At 70.1% G+C, this 16,228-nt stretch carries 14 protein-coding genes, 1 rRNA gene and 1 riboswitch; of the genes, 12 read left to right on the forward strand and 3 right to left on the reverse strand.

From position 1 onward, the window contains the following. Positions 1 to 169 precede the first annotated feature (169 nt). The 11 genes from rrf (at position 170) to ABZ862_RS15085 (ending at position 10,639) form a co-directional block, all read left to right on the forward strand. Positions 170 to 286, forward strand: a 5S ribosomal RNA gene (rrf, locus tag ABZ862_RS15035). 111 nt (positions 287 to 397) lie between these two features. Further along, the gene (locus ABZ862_RS15040) at positions 398 to 1,006 is read left to right on the forward strand and encodes a CDP-alcohol phosphatidyltransferase family protein (protein WP_360957381.1); all 609 of its coding nucleotides are present in this window, start codon (positions 398 to 400) and stop codon (positions 1,004 to 1,006) included. Positions 1,007 to 1,120: 114 nt separating this feature from the next. Then, a complete protein-coding gene (locus ABZ862_RS15045; RefSeq protein ID WP_360957384.1) occupies positions 1,121 to 3,616 on the forward strand; it encodes a mannose-1-phosphate guanyltransferase in 2,496 nt (831 codons plus the stop codon). Between the two features lie 169 nt (positions 3,617 to 3,785). Continuing rightward, entirely contained in the window at positions 3,786 to 4,622 is an 837-nt protein-coding gene (locus tag ABZ862_RS15050; protein WP_360957387.1) for a DUF881 domain-containing protein, read from the forward strand. Then, entirely contained in the window at positions 4,619 to 4,951 is a 333-nt protein-coding gene (locus ABZ862_RS15055) for a small basic family protein (RefSeq protein WP_266824523.1), read from the forward strand. The genes ABZ862_RS15050 and ABZ862_RS15055 overlap by 4 nt, the downstream gene beginning before the upstream one ends. Before the next feature lie 4 nt (positions 4,952 to 4,955). After that, positions 4,956 to 5,828 (forward strand): DUF881 domain-containing protein, encoded by an 873-nt coding sequence (locus ABZ862_RS15060; protein ID WP_360957390.1) that lies wholly within the window; start codon positions 4,956 to 4,958, stop codon positions 5,826 to 5,828. 130 nt (positions 5,829 to 5,958) lie between these two features. Beyond that, positions 5,959 to 6,837, forward strand: a complete 879-nt coding sequence (locus tag ABZ862_RS15065; protein WP_360957393.1) for an FHA domain-containing protein — start codon at positions 5,959 to 5,961, stop codon at positions 6,835 to 6,837. A gap of 40 nt (positions 6,838 to 6,877) precedes the next feature. Beyond that, positions 6,878 to 7,615 carry a MerR family transcriptional regulator gene (locus ABZ862_RS15070; RefSeq protein WP_360957396.1) on the forward strand — a complete coding sequence of 246 codons (738 nt, stop codon included), beginning with the start codon at positions 6,878 to 6,880 and terminating at the stop codon, positions 7,613 to 7,615. A gap of 88 nt (positions 7,616 to 7,703) precedes the next feature. Next, positions 7,704 to 8,177, forward strand: coding sequence for a bifunctional nuclease family protein (locus tag ABZ862_RS15075; protein ID WP_004934251.1), 474 nt, complete (start codon positions 7,704 to 7,706; stop codon positions 8,175 to 8,177). 446 nt (positions 8,178 to 8,623) lie between these two features. Next, complete coding sequence (locus ABZ862_RS15080) at positions 8,624 to 9,124, forward strand: MerR family transcriptional regulator (RefSeq protein ID WP_360957400.1); 501 nt, start codon at positions 8,624 to 8,626, stop codon at positions 9,122 to 9,124. Positions 9,125 to 9,268: 144 nt separating this feature from the next. Further along, complete coding sequence (locus tag ABZ862_RS15085) at positions 9,269 to 10,639, forward strand: DNA polymerase IV (RefSeq protein WP_360957403.1); 1,371 nt, start codon at positions 9,269 to 9,271, stop codon at positions 10,637 to 10,639. A 142-nt stretch (positions 10,640 to 10,781) separates the two neighbouring features. On the opposite strand, the gene ABZ862_RS15090 is transcribed toward ABZ862_RS15085, so the two are convergent. Further along, positions 10,782 to 11,153 carry a PRC-barrel domain-containing protein gene (locus ABZ862_RS15090; RefSeq protein ID WP_360957406.1) on the reverse strand — a complete coding sequence of 124 codons (372 nt, stop codon included), beginning with the start codon at positions 11,151 to 11,153 and terminating at the stop codon, positions 10,782 to 10,784. Between the two features lie 137 nt (positions 11,154 to 11,290). Further along, positions 11,291 to 11,385, forward strand: a riboswitch (glycine riboswitch). Between the two features lie 179 nt (positions 11,386 to 11,564). Here ABZ862_RS15090 and gcvP point away from each other — a divergent pair. Continuing rightward, on the forward strand, positions 11,565 to 14,450 hold the full coding sequence (gene gcvP, locus ABZ862_RS15095; protein ID WP_360957409.1) for an aminomethyl-transferring glycine dehydrogenase: 2,886 nt from the start codon (positions 11,565 to 11,567) through the stop codon (positions 14,448 to 14,450). 146 nt (positions 14,451 to 14,596) lie between these two features. Here the strand turns inward: gcvP and ABZ862_RS15100 are convergent, their stop codons facing one another. Then, complete coding sequence (locus tag ABZ862_RS15100) at positions 14,597 to 15,016, reverse strand: TOBE domain-containing protein (RefSeq protein WP_360957412.1); 420 nt, start codon at positions 15,014 to 15,016, stop codon at positions 14,597 to 14,599. Between the two features lie 65 nt (positions 15,017 to 15,081). Next, entirely contained in the window at positions 15,082 to 16,203 is a 1,122-nt protein-coding gene (locus ABZ862_RS15105; RefSeq protein WP_360957415.1) for an ABC transporter ATP-binding protein, read from the reverse strand. Positions 16,204 to 16,228: the final 25 nt, after the last annotated feature.

The raw sequence follows: 16,228 nt of genomic DNA on the forward strand, positions 1-16,228 counted from the left end.
GGTTGATAGGCCGGATCTGGAAGCCAGGCAACTGGTGGAGGTGACCGGTACTAATAGGCCGAGGGCTTGTCCTCAGTTGCTCGCGTCCACTGTGTCGGTTCTGAAACCACGAACGGCCCCACACCCCCTCTTGGTCGGGGTGTGGTGCGGCTGCACGGTTTCACAGTGTTTCGGTGGTCATAGCGTGAGGGAAACGCCCGGTTACATTCCGAACCCGGAAGCTAAGCCTCACAGCGCCGATGGTACTGCAGGGGGGACCCTGTGGGAGAGTAGGACACCGCCGAACTCCTTTTACAGCTCTGGTTCCCGGGCACACCGCCCGGGAACCAGAGCTTTTTTGTGTTGAGGTAAGGTCGGGGGGCATCGTTGGCTCATTTTTCCTCCAGGAGGCCCCCGGGTGGAGGTCCAGGAGACCCGTGTCCAGACGAACCGGGTCCTCACCATCCCCAACATCCTCAGCATGGCGCGTCTGGCCGGCGTACCCCTGTTCCTGTGGCTGATCCTGAGGCCGGAGTTCGGGGGCCCCGAGAGCGACGGCTGGGCGCTGCTGGTGCTGGCCCTGAGCGGAGTCAGCGACTACCTGGACGGCAAGCTCGCGCGACGCTGGAACCAGATCAGCAGCCTCGGCAGGATCCTGGATCCCGCGGCGGACCGTCTCTATGTCCTCTCCACGCTGCTCGGCCTGACCTGGCGTGACATTCTGCCGCTCTGGCTGACCGCTGCACTGCTGACGCGTGAACTGATCCTGCTGGTGATGGTGGGTGTCCTCAGACGCCACGGCTATCCGCCGCCGCAGGTGAACTTCCTCGGGAAGGCGGCTACGTTCAACCTGATGTACGCCTTCCCGCTGCTTCTGCTCAGTGACGGAAGCGGATGGATCGCGTCACTCGCTGCGATTTTCGGATGGGCGTTCGCGGGATGGGGTACAACCCTGTATTGGTGGGCAGGAGTCCTCTATGTAGTGCAGGTCCGCCGCCTGGTACGTGCGGACGCCATGGCCGATTGAGCTCGCTGATTGTCCGGACCTAGTGGCTCGATGGCCCGCCGCGGAAAAGTGCGGGACAATCTGGACGGGTGAAGTCGGCTAGACCGTCGTCTCTTAGAGGAGGACGCTTCCGACATGAAGGCCGTCGTGATGGCTGGTGGCGAAGGCACCCGCCTTCGTCCCATGACCTCGAGCATGCCCAAGCCACTCCTGCCGGTCGCCAATCGGCCGATCATGGAGCACGTGCTGCGGCTGCTCAAAAGGCATGGGCTCAACGAGACAGTCGTCACCGTGCAGTTTCTCGCCTCATTGGTGAAGAACTACTTCGGTGACGGCGAAGAGCTCGGCATGGAGCTCAGCTATGCCAATGAGGAGAAGCCACTCGGTACCGCCGGGAGCGTCAAGAACGCCGAAGAGGCGCTGAAGGACGACGCCTTCCTCGTCATTTCCGGTGACGCCCTGACGGACTTCGACCTCACCGAGCTGGTCAATTTCCACAAGGAGAAGGGCGCGTTGGTCACGGTCTGCCTGACCCGCGTACCCAACCCGCTCGAATTCGGTATCACCATCGTCGACGAGGAGGGCCGCGTCGAGCGGTTCCTGGAGAAGCCCACCTGGGGCCAGGTCTTCTCCGACACCGTGAACACGGGCATCTATGTCATGGAGCCCGAGGTGTTCGACTACGTCGAGGCCGATGTCCCCGTCGACTGGTCCGGTGACGTCTTCCCGCAGCTGATGAAGGAAGGCAAGCCGATCTACGGCTACATCGCCGAGGGCTACTGGGAGGACGTCGGCACCCACGAGAGCTACGTCAAAGCCCAGGCGGACGTCCTGGAGGGAAAGGTCGACGTCGAACTCGACGGGTTCGAGATCTCTCCCGGCGTCTGGGTGGCAGAGGGTGCCGAAGTGCATCCCGACGCCGTTCTGCGCGGACCGCTCTACATCGGCGACTACGCCAAGGTGGAAGCCGGCGCGGAAATCCGTGAGCACACCGTGGTCGGCTCCAACGTCGTCGTGAAGAGCGGCGCGTTCCTGCACAGAGCCGTCGTGCACGACAACGTGTACGTCGGGCAGCACAGCAACCTCCGCGGCTGTGTCGTCGGCAAGAACACCGACATCATGCGGGCGGCACGGATCGAGGACGGCGCGGTCATCGGCGATGAGTGCCTCGTCGGTGAAGAATCGATCGTCCAGGGCAATGTCCGTGTGTACCCCTTCAAGACGATCGAGGCCGGCGCGTTCGTCAACACCTCGGTCATCTGGGAGTCGCGGGGCCAGGCGCATCTGTTCGGCGCCCGGGGCGTGTCCGGAATCCTCAACGTGGAGATCACCCCGGAACTCGCGGTACGGCTTGCCGGTGCCTATGCGACCACCCTGAAGAAGGGTGCGACGGTCACCACGGCCCGTGACCACTCCCGTGGTGCCCGTGCGCTCAAGCGGGCCGTCATCTCCGCGCTCCAGGCCAGCGCCATCGACGTACGGGACCTGGAGAACGTACCGCTGCCCGTGGCGCGGCAGCAGACCGCGCGGGGCAGTGCCGGCGGCATCATGATCCGGACCACGCCCGGCGTACCGGACTCCGTCGACATCATGTTCTTCGACGGGCAGGGTGCCGACCTCTCGCAGGGCAGCCAGCGCAAGCTGGACCGCGTGTTCGCACGCCAGGAGTACCGGCGCGCGTTCCCCGGTGAGATAGGCGACCTCTATTTCCCGGCCAGCGTCTTCGATTCGTACACCGGCTCGCTCCTGCGCAACGTGGACACGACCGGGATCGCCGAATCAGGTCTCAAGGTGGTCGTGGACGCCTCCAACGGCTCTGCCGGCCTGCTGCTGCCCAGCCTGCTCGGCAAGCTCGGCGTGGATTCGCTGACCATCAACCCCGGCCTGGACGAGTCCCGGCCGACGGAGACGGTCGACATGCGGCGCTCGGGGCTGGTGCGCCTCGGTGAGATCGTGGCGTCCTCGGGCGCGGCGTTCGGCGTGCGGTTCGACCCCGTGGGCGAACGGCTGTCCCTGGTGGACGAGAAGGGCCGCATCATCGAGGACGACCGGGCGCTGCTGGTCCTGCTCGACCTCATCGCGGCGGAGCGGCGCAGCGGGCGTGTGGCACTGCCGGTCACCACGACGCGTATCGCCGAGCAGGTGGCCGCCTACCACGGGACCCAGGTCGAATGGACGACCACATCGCCGGACGACCTCACCCGGGTGGGCGGCGAGGAGGGCACCATCTTCGGCGGCGACGGCAAGGGCGGGTTCATCGTCCCCGAGTTCAGCAGCGTGTACGACGGCACGGCGGCGTTCGTACGCCTCATCGGCCTGGTGGCACGCACACAGCTGACCCTGAGCCAGATCGACGCGCGTATCCCGCGCGCGCACGTCCTGAAACGCGATCTCGCGACTCCGTGGGCGGTCAAGGGCCTGGTGATGCGCCGCGTCGTCGAGGAGGCCGGGGACCGCTTCGTGGACACCACGGACGGGGTGCGGGTGGTGGAGACCGACGGGCGCTGGATCATGGTGCTGCCTGACCCGGCCGAGGCGGTCACGCACCTGTGGGCGGAGGGACCGGACGACGCCTCCGCGCAGGCCCTGCTCGACGAGTGGGCGGCGATCGTGGACAGCGCCGGGCGCTGAAACGGGACCAGCCGTACGTGCCGGACAAGCCTCCCCAAGGGGGCCTGTCCGGCACATGGGCATGGCCATTCGGAGGTATTGCCCGCGACGTGCGACGATGTGCGGCATGCCGCAGCAACCCCCCGTTCGGAGCACAGTCCCGCGGCGGCCGTCGCGTCCGGACGCCTCCATGTCGTTGCTCACCAACGTCATGGACCACAGTCTCGACGACGGGTACGCCGAGGCTGCCGCCCGCAGGCGGACGGCGGGCACGAGCGGCATGCCGAAGACCCTCCGGGCCAAGCTCGGTCTCGCCGGCGGTCTGGTCCTCGCGGCACTCGTCGTGACCGTCGGAGCGGCACAGGCGCGCGTGGCGGCGCCGGTCGTCGCCAAGGAGCGCCAGGAGCTCATCGACCGCATCGACCGGGAGACCAGGACCGCCGACAAGCTGGAATCCGGCGTGGACGGCCTGCGTGACGACGTGAGCGCCCGTCAGCGGGCCGCGCTGCGGCAGAGCGGTGGCAGTGACCGTGCCGATCTCGTGGGCGTCCTGTCGGGCGCCACAGCCGTGCACGGGCCCGGTGTGAAGCTGGTCGTCAACGACGCCAAGGAGGCTTCCTCGGGCGGCAGCGGCGACCCGCGCGAGACCTCCGGTTTCTCCGACACGGGCCGGGTGCGCGACCGTGACATGCAGCGTGTCGTCAACGGCCTCTGGCAGTCGGGGGCCGAGGCCGTCTCCATCAACGGGCAGCGGCTGACCGCGCTGTCCGCGATCAGGGCCGCCGGCGAAGCGGTGCTGGTCGACAACAAGCCGTTGGTGCCGCCCTACACCGTTCTGGCCGTGGGGGACGGGGACAAGCTGAGTACCGGCTTCCGGAACAGCCCCGACGGGGTGTATCTGCACACGCTGGAAGACAGCTACGGCATCCGGGCCACCATCTCCACGGAGAGCGACCTCCGGCTGCCCGCCGCACCGAGTGTGATCGTACGCACCGCACAGCCGAGCACTGAGAAGGGCACATCGTGATCGCCGTACTGGGCCTCGTCGTGGGAGTCGTGGCCGGCCTCTTGGTCCGGCCTGAGGTTCCGGTGGTGGTGGAGCCTTATCTGCCGATCGCCGTCGTGGCGGCGCTGGACGCCGTCTTCGGCGGGCTGCGGGCCATGCTCGACGGCATCTTCGACGACAAGGTCTTCGTGGTGTCGTTCCTCTCGAACGTGGTGGTGGCGGCGCTGATCGTCTTCCTGGGTGACAAGCTGGGGGTCGGCGCGCAGCTGTCCACCGGAGTCGTCGTCGTGCTGGGCATCCGTATCTTCTCCAATGCCGCGGCGATCCGACGGCACGTGTTCCGGGCGTGAGAACATGACCGACCGCCAGGAGCAGCCGGAGAACAGGTTGCGCAAGGAACTGCCCGAAGAAGTACCCGCAGCGGCTCCCGGTCCGCAGCCGGACCACCGGCCAGCGGCCGGAGAACGGACCGCGCCCGCCGCCGTGCCCGCCCCCTCGCCCGCCCTGACCGGACGTCAGCGGCTGGGGCAGGGGCTGTGGCCGCCCCGGATCACCCGGGCCCAACTCATCGTCGCGCTCCTGCTGTTCGGCCTCGGCTTCGGCCTGGCCGTTCAGGTCGCCTCGAACAGCGACAGCGACAGCGCCCTCCGTGGCGCGCGCCAGGAGGATCTTGTGCGCATCCTCGATGAACTCGACGACCGCACACAGCGTCTTGAGGACGAGAAGCAGGGTCTCGAGAAGCAGCGGGACGAACTGGCGAACAGTTCGGACCAGGCCGAGGAGGCCCGTAAGCAGACGGTCGAGAAGGAGAGGCAGCTCGGCATCCTCGCAGGCACTGTGGCCGCGCAGGGGCCAGGTATCACGATGACCATCGATGACACGAAGGGGACGGTCGAGGCGGACATGCTGCTCGACGCGATCCAGGAGTTGCGCGCGGCCGGCGCGGAGGCGATCCAGGTGAACGGTGTCCGCGTCGTCGCGAACACCTATCTGACGGATTCCGGCAAGAGTGTCGACGTCGACGGGAACAAGATCGACGCGCCCTATCGTTTCAAGGTCATCGGCAAGCCGCAGGACCTGGAACCGGCGCTCAACATCCCCGGAGGCGTGGTGCAGACTCTTGAGAAGGAGCAGGCCACCGTGACCGTCGAAAGGTCGGGCAAGATCGTCGTGGATGCCTTGCGGGCTGCGAAGCAGCCTGACTACGCTCGGTCGTCCTCCCGGTGAACCGGGGGTGCATGGGGCGCGTCGCGGCGGGGCATGAGGTTGCCCGGGGTCGGCGCACCGAAGAGGGGCCGCGTGGTGGAAACTGTCGGGTGGACATGGACGTTGTAAGAGTGTCCGGGTCGACCGGTGTATGCAATCAGGGTTCGTCCTGCCCCACGGGCGGGTCTGTTTCGGTCAAGGGGAATCGCCCGTGAAGTTGTTTGCGAAGTTGTTCGGCAAGAGCGCGCGAGAAGGCGGCGACAACGCTACGGCCCGTCATCGTGCCCAGCCTGAGGCGGAAGGTCAGCGTCCGCTGTTCCGCGACCAGGTGGCTGGTGCGGGCGGAGACATCTCCCGAGGTCAGGGCGCGTCGTCTGTTGACCCTGCCCAGGCCGGCGGCATAGGTTTCGGGCAACCGTCGACCTCAAGTACGGGTGGAGGGTTCGCGTCCGGCCCGTATGCGTCCAGTGCCCCGTCGGGGCAGGAGGATCCGTCCATGTCGTTGGTGTGCACGAGGTGCGGCAACCGCAATGCGGATCATGCCCGCTTCTGCTCCAACTGCGGCGCCCCGCTGCGCCCCGGCGCGGTGCCGGAGCGTGCGTCCGAGACGACCTCGACGATCTCCATCTCCGGCATCGAGGCGTACGACTCCGAGACCACCGGCCAGATCCAGATGCCGACGCTGTCGCCGGAGGCCCAGGCGGCCGTCGACGCACTGCCGTTCGGCTCGGCCCTGCTGGTGGTGCGCCGCGGCCCCAACTCGGGCAGCCGCTTCCTCCTGGACAGTGAGCTGACCACGGCAGGCCGGCACCCGCAGAGCGACATCTTCCTGGACGACGTGACCGTCTCCCGCCGGCACGTGGAGTTCCGGCGCGCTCAGGACGGCGCGTTCTCGGTGGCCGACGTGGGCAGTCTCAACGGCACCTATGTCAACCGCGAGCGGATCGACGAGGTCCCCCTGGCCAACGGCGACGAAGTTCAGATCGGCAAGTACCGGCTGGTTTTCTACGCGAGCCGGCAAGGCGTCTGACCTCCTCCGGACGCCATCCGGAGAACCCCAGGGAAGGTCCATGCTGCGAACACCGAGCGGCGGTGCCGGACACGGCACCGCCGCCACGGACAGCGGGCTGATGAGCATCGGCGCGGTGCTGGCCACGCTGCGCGCCGAGTTTCCCGAAGTCACCATTTCCAAGATCCGGTTCCTGGAGTCCGAAGGACTCATCGAACCGGGTCGCACACCGTCCGGCTACCGCAAGTTCAGCACGCAGGACGTCGAACGGCTCGGGCATGTGCTGCGGATGCAGCGGGACCACTATCTGCCGCTGCGGGTGATCCGTGAGCACTTGGACGCCATGGAGCGCGGCGAGGCCGTGCAGCTGCCGGTCGTGGGACGGCAGCGGGACGGAGAGTCCGGCGCGCCGTTCGTCGAGGAGCCCACGGCGGCGCGGATCGGACGGGACGCGCTGCTCGCCGCCGCCGAGATCGACGAGCAGGTGCTGAAGGAATGGGAGTCGTACGGGCTCATCGCCCCGCTCGAGGACGGGGCCTACGACGCCGAGGCGGCCACCGTCGCCTCGCTGGTCGCCGAACTGGGCCGGTTCGGGATCGAGCCGCGGCATCTGCGGGTGATGAAGGCCGCCGCCGACCGTGAGGCGGGCCTTGTCGACCAGGTGGTGGCCCCGCTCAGGCGCCACCGCAATCCGCAGACCAGGGTCCATGCGGAGGCCCGCGCCAAGGAACTCGCCTCGCTCACGGTGAAGCTGCACGCCGCCCTGGTGCAGACCGCGCTGGGCGTACGGCTGCCGTGACGGGCGGCGCACCCGGGAGGGGACCGGATCGGCCACCTGTTCCCGGCCCGACTACCCAAACGTCCCGGGCACGGCCTAGGGTTGCTGTGTGAACGAGCTCGATGTCGTAGGTGTCCGGGTCGAGATGCCCTCCAACCAACCGATCGTGCTCCTGCGCGAAGTGGGAGGCGATCGCTACCTCCCCATCTGGATCGGTCCGGGGGAGGCGACCGCCATCGCCTTCGCCCAGCAGGGCATGGCTCCCGCGCGTCCGCTGACCCATGACCTGTTCAAGGACGTGCTGGAGGCGGTCGGCCAGGAGCTCACCGAGGTCCGTATCACCGACCTGCGCGAGGGCGTCTTCTACGCCGAGCTGGTCTTCGCGAGCGGGGTGGAGGTGAGTGCCCGTCCCTCGGACGCCATAGCGCTCGCCCTGCGCACCGGGACGCCGATCTACGGCAGTGACACGGTGCTCGACGACGCAGGTATCGCGATCCCCGACGAGCAGGAGGACGAGGTCGAGAAGTTCCGCGAGTTCCTGGACCAGATCTCGCCCGAGGACTTCGGCACCAGCAACCAGTGAGCCGCTGCCGGCCCCGGCCGACTTGCGCTCCGTGCCGCCCCGGCAGACGCTGGGTCACCTCAGGGTTCGCCGCGGGTGCCGGCGGTACCGAGAGCGTCATGCGGCCGCCCGCGCACACATTCGGCTAGCCTTTCCCCGCGGCGGGGTGCGGGAAACCACTCGTAGGGTGATTATCACTCGGCGTGCCGAGTGTGGCGATCGTTGACGCACCCCTGGTGACTGCCTACCGTCGAGAAGGCAGGTCGAGGACGGAGGTCGGCGTGAGAAGCAGCGGCGGCGGTACGGCCGGGGGCGTCCCCGGAGCCGGTTACGGGGGGAGCGTTCCGTACCCTTCCCCGAGCTCACGGCTCCGTCCGGGCACGGGACACGCCCAGCCGGGCGGCGCGGCAGGTCATGCCCGGCAGCGACCGGCAGCCGTGCCGAACGGCGGAGGAGCGACGACGAGCATGGCGTCCGAGCAGATCGGTTACCGCGGCCCGACGGCGTGCGCCGCCGCCGGGATCACCTACCGGCAACTGGACTACTGGGCGCGCACCGGGCTCGTCGAACCGAGCGTGCGGCCCGCCCACGGCTCGGGCACCCAGCGGCTCTACAGCTTCCGGGACGTCGTCGTCCTGAAGGTTGTCAAGCGCTTTCTGGACACGGGCGTCTCGTTGCAGAACATCCGTACGGCCGTACGGCACCTCAGGGAATGCGGTTTCCGCGACCTGGAGCGGATGACGCTGATGAGCGACGGCGCCACGGTGTACGAGTGCACCTCGCCGGACGAGGTGCACGCCCTGCTCCAGGGTGGCCAGGGAGTCTTCGGCATCGCCGTCGGAGTGGTGTGGCGGGATGTGGAGAACGCGCTCTCGCAGTTGCACGGTGAGCGTGTCGACACGGGTGAGACCCTCATCGGGCCCAATCCGGCGGACGAACTGGCACGGCGGCGCAACCGGGCGGTCTGAGGCGCGCCCATGGGGACACCGGGACCACTTCCTTCCCGCCCGGCGACGCGGCAGGGGTGCCTGTGCGGCCTGCCGCACGGAGCATGTGACGCCGGTGCGGGCTCGGCGCGGACGTTGTCAGTGGCGTAGGGCAGCATCGGAGATGTGAGAGCCGCGCCCACCATCCTGCATCTCGACATGGACGCCTTCTTCGCCTCGGCGGAGCAGGCGTCCAAGCCGAGCCTGCGGGGGAAAGCCGTCATCGTGGGCGGGCTGGGGCCCCGCGGTGTGGTCGCCACCGCCTCGTACGAGGCCCGCGTCTTCGGGGTGCACTCGGCGATGCCCATGGCGCAGGCCCGCCGGCTCGCCCCGAACGCCGCTTGTCTCGTGCCGCGCTTCGGCTTCTACCGTGCCGTCAGCGGCCAGGTGATGGAACTGCTGCACGCCCTCTCACCGCTGGTGGAGCCGCTGAGTCTGGACGAGGCGTTCGTGGATCTCGAGGCCGGGGGAGTGGCGTGGGACGCCGAGTCCGCCCGCCGTACCGGGACGAAGCTGCGTGCCGACATCCGTGCGGCCACGGGGCTCACGGGGTCGGTCGGCCTCGCAGCCTCCAAGATGCTCGCCAAGATCGCCTCGGAGCGGGCCAAGCCGGACGGCCTCGTACTGATCGAACCGGGCACCGAACGCACCCTGCTCGGCCCCCTGCCGGTGCGGACCCTGCCGGGGGTCGGCCCGGCGACCGGCGACCACCTGCGGCGGGCCGGGATCACCACGGTCGACGAGATCGCCGAGGCGGGTGAGGACGAGCTCGTACGGCTGCTCGGCAAGGCGCACGGGCACGCGCTGTACGCCATGGCGCTGGCGCGGGACGACCGGCCCGTGGTGGCCGAGCGGGAGACCAAGTCGGTGTCCGTGGAGGACACGTACGACATCGACATCCACGACCGTGTCCGGGTCGGCACGGAGGTCCGGCGGCTGGCGGACCGCTGCGTGCGGCGGCTGCGCGCCTCGGGTCTGTCGGGGCGCACGATCGTGCTGAAGGTGCGGCGCTACGACTTCTCCACGCTGACCCGCTCCGAGACGCTCCGCGGACCCACCGACGACCCGGCGGTGGTGCGGGAGGCCGCCGCGCGGCTGCTGGACGCCGTGGACACGACGGGCGGAGTACGGCTCCTCGGGGTGGGTGTCAGCGGACTCGCCGACTACACCCAGGAGGACCTCTTCGCCCAGGCTGCCGGAGAGGAGACGGACACCGGACAGGAGCCGTCCGACGAAGCGTCCGCGTCGCAGCCGCCGCCCGCGCCGAAGGAGCGGCACTGGCCCGCGGGGCACGACGTACGGCACAGCGGGTACGGGCACGGGTGGGTGCAGGGCAGCGGCATCGGACGGGTCACCGTCCGGTTCGAGACCCCGGACTCGCCGCCCGGCCGGGTGCGGACCTTCCGCGTCGACGACCCGGACCTGGAGCCGGCGGATCCCCTCCCGCTGGTGACCCGGAGTCCGGGCCCGGACCTCGTGGCCCGGGCAGTGCCATGACGGCGGGCCCCGCTGCCTCCGGTCCTTCACCCGGACCTCCGGGAGACGCCCCGGAGAACGCCCCGGCACGGACCGGAAGGACGGTTCCGGCACGGCGCGCCCGGCCACGGGCGCGCGCTCCTACAGCTGGCCCGGACGGGCGCTACGCGTCCTCCGTGCCCGCGAGCCGGCCGAAGTCGCGGTCGGGCAGGGGCGGAGCCGGGGCCACGTCGAGGCCGTAGTGGTGATAGAGCTGGAGCTCCTGTTCGGGGGAGAGGTGGCGGCCGACGCCGAAGTCGGGTGCGTCCTTGATGAGACCGCGGTCGAACGGGACACGGAGGGTGCCCTCCACCAGCTCACTGGGCTCCAGAGGGACGAACGCGTCGCGGGAGAACAGACCGGTGCGTATGGCGGCCCACTCCGGTACGCCGGTCGCGTCGTCGAGGTACACCTCGTCGACGGTACCGATCTTGGTGCCGCTGCTGTCGAACGCTCTGCGGCCGATCAGGCTGCGCGGATCGATGTCGGTTCGCACGGTCCCGTCCCTCCACGTGGTCGCACCTCGTACGCGGTCACTACATCACCACAAAAGAGCACATCGGGGGCGGCGGCCAGTCGGAGGACCGCCGAGAGACCGTCCGTGAGGCCCGCTGGTACGCTGGCAGCGGCTGCTGACCCCGTGCGGGAGAGTCCTCCGGAAGCGTCGGGGGCGCCGAAGGAGCAAATCCTCCCCGGAATCTCTCAGGCCCACGTACCGCGCGGACGAGGTCACTCTGGAAAGCAGGGCGGGTGCCGACGGGCCCCCGCTCTCACCGACGGTGAAAACCGGGAGCGCTCGAGCGGCCCGGTGAAGCTCTCAGGTTGAGATGACAGAGGGGGAGGCCGTCCGGGGGATCCGCGCCGTGGTACCCCCTCGAAGGTCGCGTCAGACCAGGAGGCCTCCGCAATGACCGCCCACCGCATCCCGCTCTCCGAGCTCGAACAGGGCATCCCCTTCGAACAGCGCCACATCGGTCCCGACTCCGGGGCGCAGGCCAAGATGCTCGCGCAGGTCGGCTACGGCTCTCTGGACGAACTCACCGCCGCGGCCGTACCCGACGTGATCAAGAGCACCGCCGTGCTGGACCTGCCGGCCGCCCGCACCGAGGCCGAGGTGCTCGCCGAACTGCGCTCCCTGGCCGACCGCAACCAGGTCCTCGACTCCATGATCGGCCTCGGCTACCACGGCACCTTCACCCCGCCGGTGATCCTGCGCAACGTCATGGAGAACCCCGCCTGGTACACGGCGTACACGCCCTACCAGCCGGAGATATCGCAGGGCCGTCTGGAGGCGCTGCTGAACTTCCAGACCATGGTCGCCGACCTCACCGGCCTGCCGACCTCCGGCGCCTCCCTGCTCGACGAGGGCACCGCCGCCGCCGAGGCCATGGCTCTGTCGCGCCGTATGGGCAAGAACAAGAAGGGGCTCTTCCTGGTCGACGCGGACGCCCTCCCGCAGACCATCGCCGTCATCCGGACCCGCGCCGAGCCGACCGGCGTCGAAGTGGTCGTCGCCGGCCTCGCCGACGGCATCCCGGCCGGCCTCGCCGGACGCGAGATCAACGGCGTGCTGATCCAGTACCCCGGCGCCTCCGGCGCCGTACGCGACATCCGGCCTGTCATCGAACAGGCGCACGAGCTGGGCGCCGTGGTGACCGTCGCCGCTGATCTGCTGGCCCTCACGCTGCTGAAGCCGCCCGGTGAGCTCGGTGCGGACATCGCCGTCGGCACCACGCAGCGCTTCGGCGTGCCGATGGGATTCGGCGGCCCGCACGCCGGTTACATGGCGGTACGCGAGAGTTACGCACGCAGCCTCCCCGGCCGCCTGGTCGGCGTGTCCGTGGACGCCGACGGCCACCAGGCCTACCGGCTCGCCCTCCAGACCCGTGAGCAGCACATCCGCCGAGAGAAGGCGACCAGCAACATCTGCACCGCCCAGGTGCTGCTCGCCGTGATGGCCGGCATGTATGCCGTCTACCACGGTCCCGAAGGCCTGAGGGGCATCGCCCGGCGCACCCACCGCTACGCCACGCTCCTGGCGGCCGGTCTCGAGGCGGCCGGGGTCGAGATCGTCCACGGCGCCTACTTCGACACCCTCACCGCCCGGGCCGAGGGCCGCGCCGCCGAGATCGTCGCCGCCGCCCGGGAGCGCGGGGTCAACCTGTACCTCGTCGACGCGGACCACGTCTCCTTCGCCTGTGACGAGACCACCACCCGTGCCCGGCTGGATGCCGTATGGGGCGCCTTCGGCGTCACGGGCGACCTCGAGGCCCTGGACACGACGGCCGAGGACACACTGCCGCGGGAACTGCTGCGCACCGGCGATTTCCTCACCCACCCCGTCTTCCACCGGTACCGCTCCGAGACCGCGATGCTGCGCTATCTGCGCCGCCTCGCCGACCGTGACTACGCGCTCGACCGCGGCATGATCCCGCTGGGTTCCTGCACCATGAAGCTCAACGCGACCACCGAGATGGAGCCGGTCACCTGGCCCGAGTTCGGCGGACTGCACCCGTTCGCGCCCGCCGAACAGGCGCAGGGCTATCTCACCCTCATCCGTGAGCTGGAGGAGCGCCTCGCCGAGGTCACGGGCTACGACAAGGTGTCCCTGCAGCCCAACGCCGGTTCGCAGGGCGAGCTCGCCGGTCTGCTCGCGGTGCGCGGCTATCACCGCGCCAACGGGGAGGAACGCCGCACCGTCTGCCTCATCCCGTCCTCCGCGCACGGCACCAACGCCGCGAGCGCCGTGATGGCGGGCATGAAGGTCGTCGTGGTGCGGACGGCCGAGGACGGTGAGATCGACGTCGCGGACCTGCGCGCCAAGATTACGCAGCACCGTGACGAACTCGCCGTGCTCATGATCACGTACCCGTCCACGCACGGTGTGTTCGAGGAACACGTCGCCGACATCTGCGCCCGGGTCCACGAGGCGGGCGGCCAGGTGTACGTGGACGGTGCCAATCTCAACGCCCTGGTGGGCCTGGCCAGGCCCGGCCACTTCGGCGGCGACGTCTCCCACCTGAACCTCCACAAGACGTTCTGCATCCCGCACGGCGGCGGCGGTCCCGGCGTCGGCCCGGTCGGGGTCCGCGCGCACCTGGCGCCGTACCTGCCCAACCACCCGATGCAGCCCGCGGCGGGCCCGGAGACGGGCGTCGGACCGGTCTCGGCCGCCCCCTGGGGCTCGGCCGGTATCCTGCCGATCTCCTGGGCCTACATCCGCCTCATGGGCGGGGAGGGACTCCGGCGCGCCACACAGACGGCCGTCCTGTCCGCCAACTACATCGCCAGGCGCCTCGAACCCCACTACCCCGTGCTCTACACCGGCCCCGGCGGCCTGGTCGCCCATGAGTGCATCATCGATCTGCGGCCGCTGACCAAGGCGACCGGCGTGACCGTGGACGACGTGGCCAAGCGGCTGATCGACTACGGCTTCCACGCGCCGACGATGTCGTTCCCGGTGGCCGGCACCCTGATGATCGAGCCGACCGAGTCCGAGGACCTGGGCGAGCTCGACCGGTTCTGCGAGGCGATGATCGCCATCCGCGCGGAGATCGAGAGGACCGGTTCCGGCGCCTGGCCCGCCGACGACAACCCGCTGCGCGGCGCGCCGCACACCGCGGCCGCCCTGAGCGGCGAGTGGGAGCACGCCTACAGCCGCGAGGAGGCCGTCTTCCCGGCCGGTGTCTTGGCCGCCGACAAGTACTGGCCGCCGGTACGCCGGATAGACCAGGCGTTCGGCGACCGGAACCTGGTCTGCGCGTGTCCGCCGCCGGACGCGTACGAGGACTGAGCCGGCCAGAGCCCAGCAGGCCGCCCCGGCCCGGTTCTGGGCCGGGGCGCTGAGCCGCGGTGCCTCGGCAGCGGGGTGCGGGCGCGTGGTTCCGGCGTCGGTGTCGAGGCGGCGGAGCTCAGCGCCCCGGTCCCGCCCGTGCCGCGTCACACCGTCGCCAGAGCCACCTCGGTCGACTTGATCAGGACCACTACCGGCACCCCCGCCGCGAGACCGAGGTCGCCGACGGCGTCCTTGGTGATCGCGGCGGTGAGTTCGGCGCCGCCGACGTCCACCTTGACAGCGGCCATGGCGGCGCCCGTGGTGACGGCGGTGACCGTGCCGCGCAGCTGGTTGCGGATCGACACGCCCTGGACCGGCGCGGTCGCGAGGGACACCTCCGTGGACTTCACGAGGGCGCGTACGGCGGAGCCGGCACCGAGTCCGAGCTCCTCGGCCGCCTCCAGGGTGATCGCCGCGGTCAGGATCCGGCCGCCGTCCAGACGGACGCCGACCGTGGCCATGGCCTCGCCGGGGGTGACCGAAGTGACGGTGCCGGGGAGCTGGTTGCGGATGCTCAGGCTCATGGCAGGTGCCTCGCAGGGTGGTGGGTCCGTGGGGGAGGAGTGCTCACCGTAGCCCGGAGAGGGCGTCACGCCGGGTATGCGTGGGTCTGAGTCGCCTTGACCGTCGCCCAGAGCGCGGCGCCCGGCTGGAGGTCGAGCTCGGCCGCGGCGACGGTGGTGAGGTCCGCGGCGAGCGGGAGTTCACCGGACAGGTCCGCGCGGATCTGGTCGCCGTGGGTCTCCAGACCCGTGACCTCGCAGCGCCACAGATTGCGGGCGCTGGAGCCGGAGGGCCGCTCCCGGTAGAGGGTGACCGCGCCCGGCGGGAACGCCACGAAGACCTCGCCGGAGAGTTCCTCGGTGGTGGTGATCGCCGGACCCGTGTCGAGCCGGACGGTGTGACCGCCCTCGGCCCGGCCCCGGTACAGGTTCAGGCCGACCAGCTGGGCGATGTAGTCCGTACGGGGGTGCCGCGCGATATGGGTGGGGGTGCCCTCCTGCACCACCCGGCCGTCCTCGACCACGACCAGCCGGTCGGCCAGCACCATGGCGTCCAGCGGATCGTGCGTGACCAGCACGGCCACGGCCTCGAACTCGGCGAGGTGCCGCCGCAGCCGTGAGCGGACCTCCAGGCGGGTCCGGGCGTCGAGGGCGGCGAGGGGCTCGTCCAGGAGCAGCAGCCGGGGCCGCACGGCCAGGGCCCGGGCCAGGGCGACCCGCTGCGCCTGGCCGCCGGACAGCCGGCGCGGTTTGGCGGCCGCGTGGTCGCCGAGGCCCATGTGCTCCAGCCACTCGGCGGCCAGGGCGCGGGCCTCGGCCCTGGTCGCGCCGTGGCAGCGGGGGCCGAACGCGACGTTGTCGAGGGCGGTGAGGTGCGGGAAGAGCAGGTAGTCCTGGAAGACCACGCCGACCGGGCGGGACTCCGGTGGGGTGCGGTCCAGCGGGGCGCCGTCCAGGCGGAGGTGGCCTCCGGTGAGCGGGACGAGTCCGGCCAGGGCGCGCAGCGCGGTGGTCTTGCCCGCGCCGTTCGGGCCGAGCAGGGCCACGACGTCGCCGGGAGCGGCGGTCAGCGCCACGTCGAGACGGAAGGAACCGCGGTCGACGACGAGACGGGCGTCGAGGCCCGCGCCGCGCCCCGCACCGTCCGCACCGGTGTCCGGGGCCGTCCCGGCGGCCGTGGTGCCGTGGAGGTCGGCCGTGTCGGTCATAGGGGTATCGTCCAGCATCGTCGGG

This window comes from Streptomyces sp. NPDC047000 (genome assembly GCF_040644295.1).
Classification (GTDB): Bacteria; Actinomycetota; Actinomycetes; order Streptomycetales; family Streptomycetaceae; genus Streptomyces.

Excerpts from the sequence above, each read along its gene's own strand:
- ABZ862_RS15065 (WP_360957393.1), top strand. The coding sequence starts at position 5,959 with ATGCAATCAGGGTTCGTCCTGCCCCACGGGCGGGTCTGTTTCGGTCAA.
- ABZ862_RS15050 (WP_360957387.1), top strand. The coding sequence starts at position 3,786 with ATGTCGTTGCTCACCAACGTCATGGACCACAGTCTCGACGACGGGTAC.
- ABZ862_RS15060 (WP_360957390.1), top strand. The coding sequence starts at position 4,956 with ATGACCGACCGCCAGGAGCAGCCGGAGAACAGGTTGCGCAAGGAACTG.
- ABZ862_RS15080 (WP_360957400.1), top strand. The coding sequence starts at position 8,624 with ATGGCGTCCGAGCAGATCGGTTACCGCGGCCCGACGGCGTGCGCCGCC.
- ABZ862_RS15100 (WP_360957412.1), bottom strand. The coding sequence starts at position 15,016 with ATGAGCCTGAGCATCCGCAACCAGCTCCCCGGCACCGTCACTTCGGTC.
- ABZ862_RS15105 (WP_360957415.1), bottom strand. The coding sequence starts at position 16,203 with ATGACCGACACGGCCGACCTCCACGGCACCACGGCCGCCGGGACGGCC.
- ABZ862_RS15070 (WP_360957396.1), top strand. The coding sequence starts at position 6,878 with ATGCTGCGAACACCGAGCGGCGGTGCCGGACACGGCACCGCCGCCACG.
- ABZ862_RS15045 (WP_360957384.1), top strand. The coding sequence starts at position 1,121 with ATGAAGGCCGTCGTGATGGCTGGTGGCGAAGGCACCCGCCTTCGTCCC.
- gcvP (WP_360957409.1), top strand. The coding sequence starts at position 11,565 with ATGACCGCCCACCGCATCCCGCTCTCCGAGCTCGAACAGGGCATCCCC.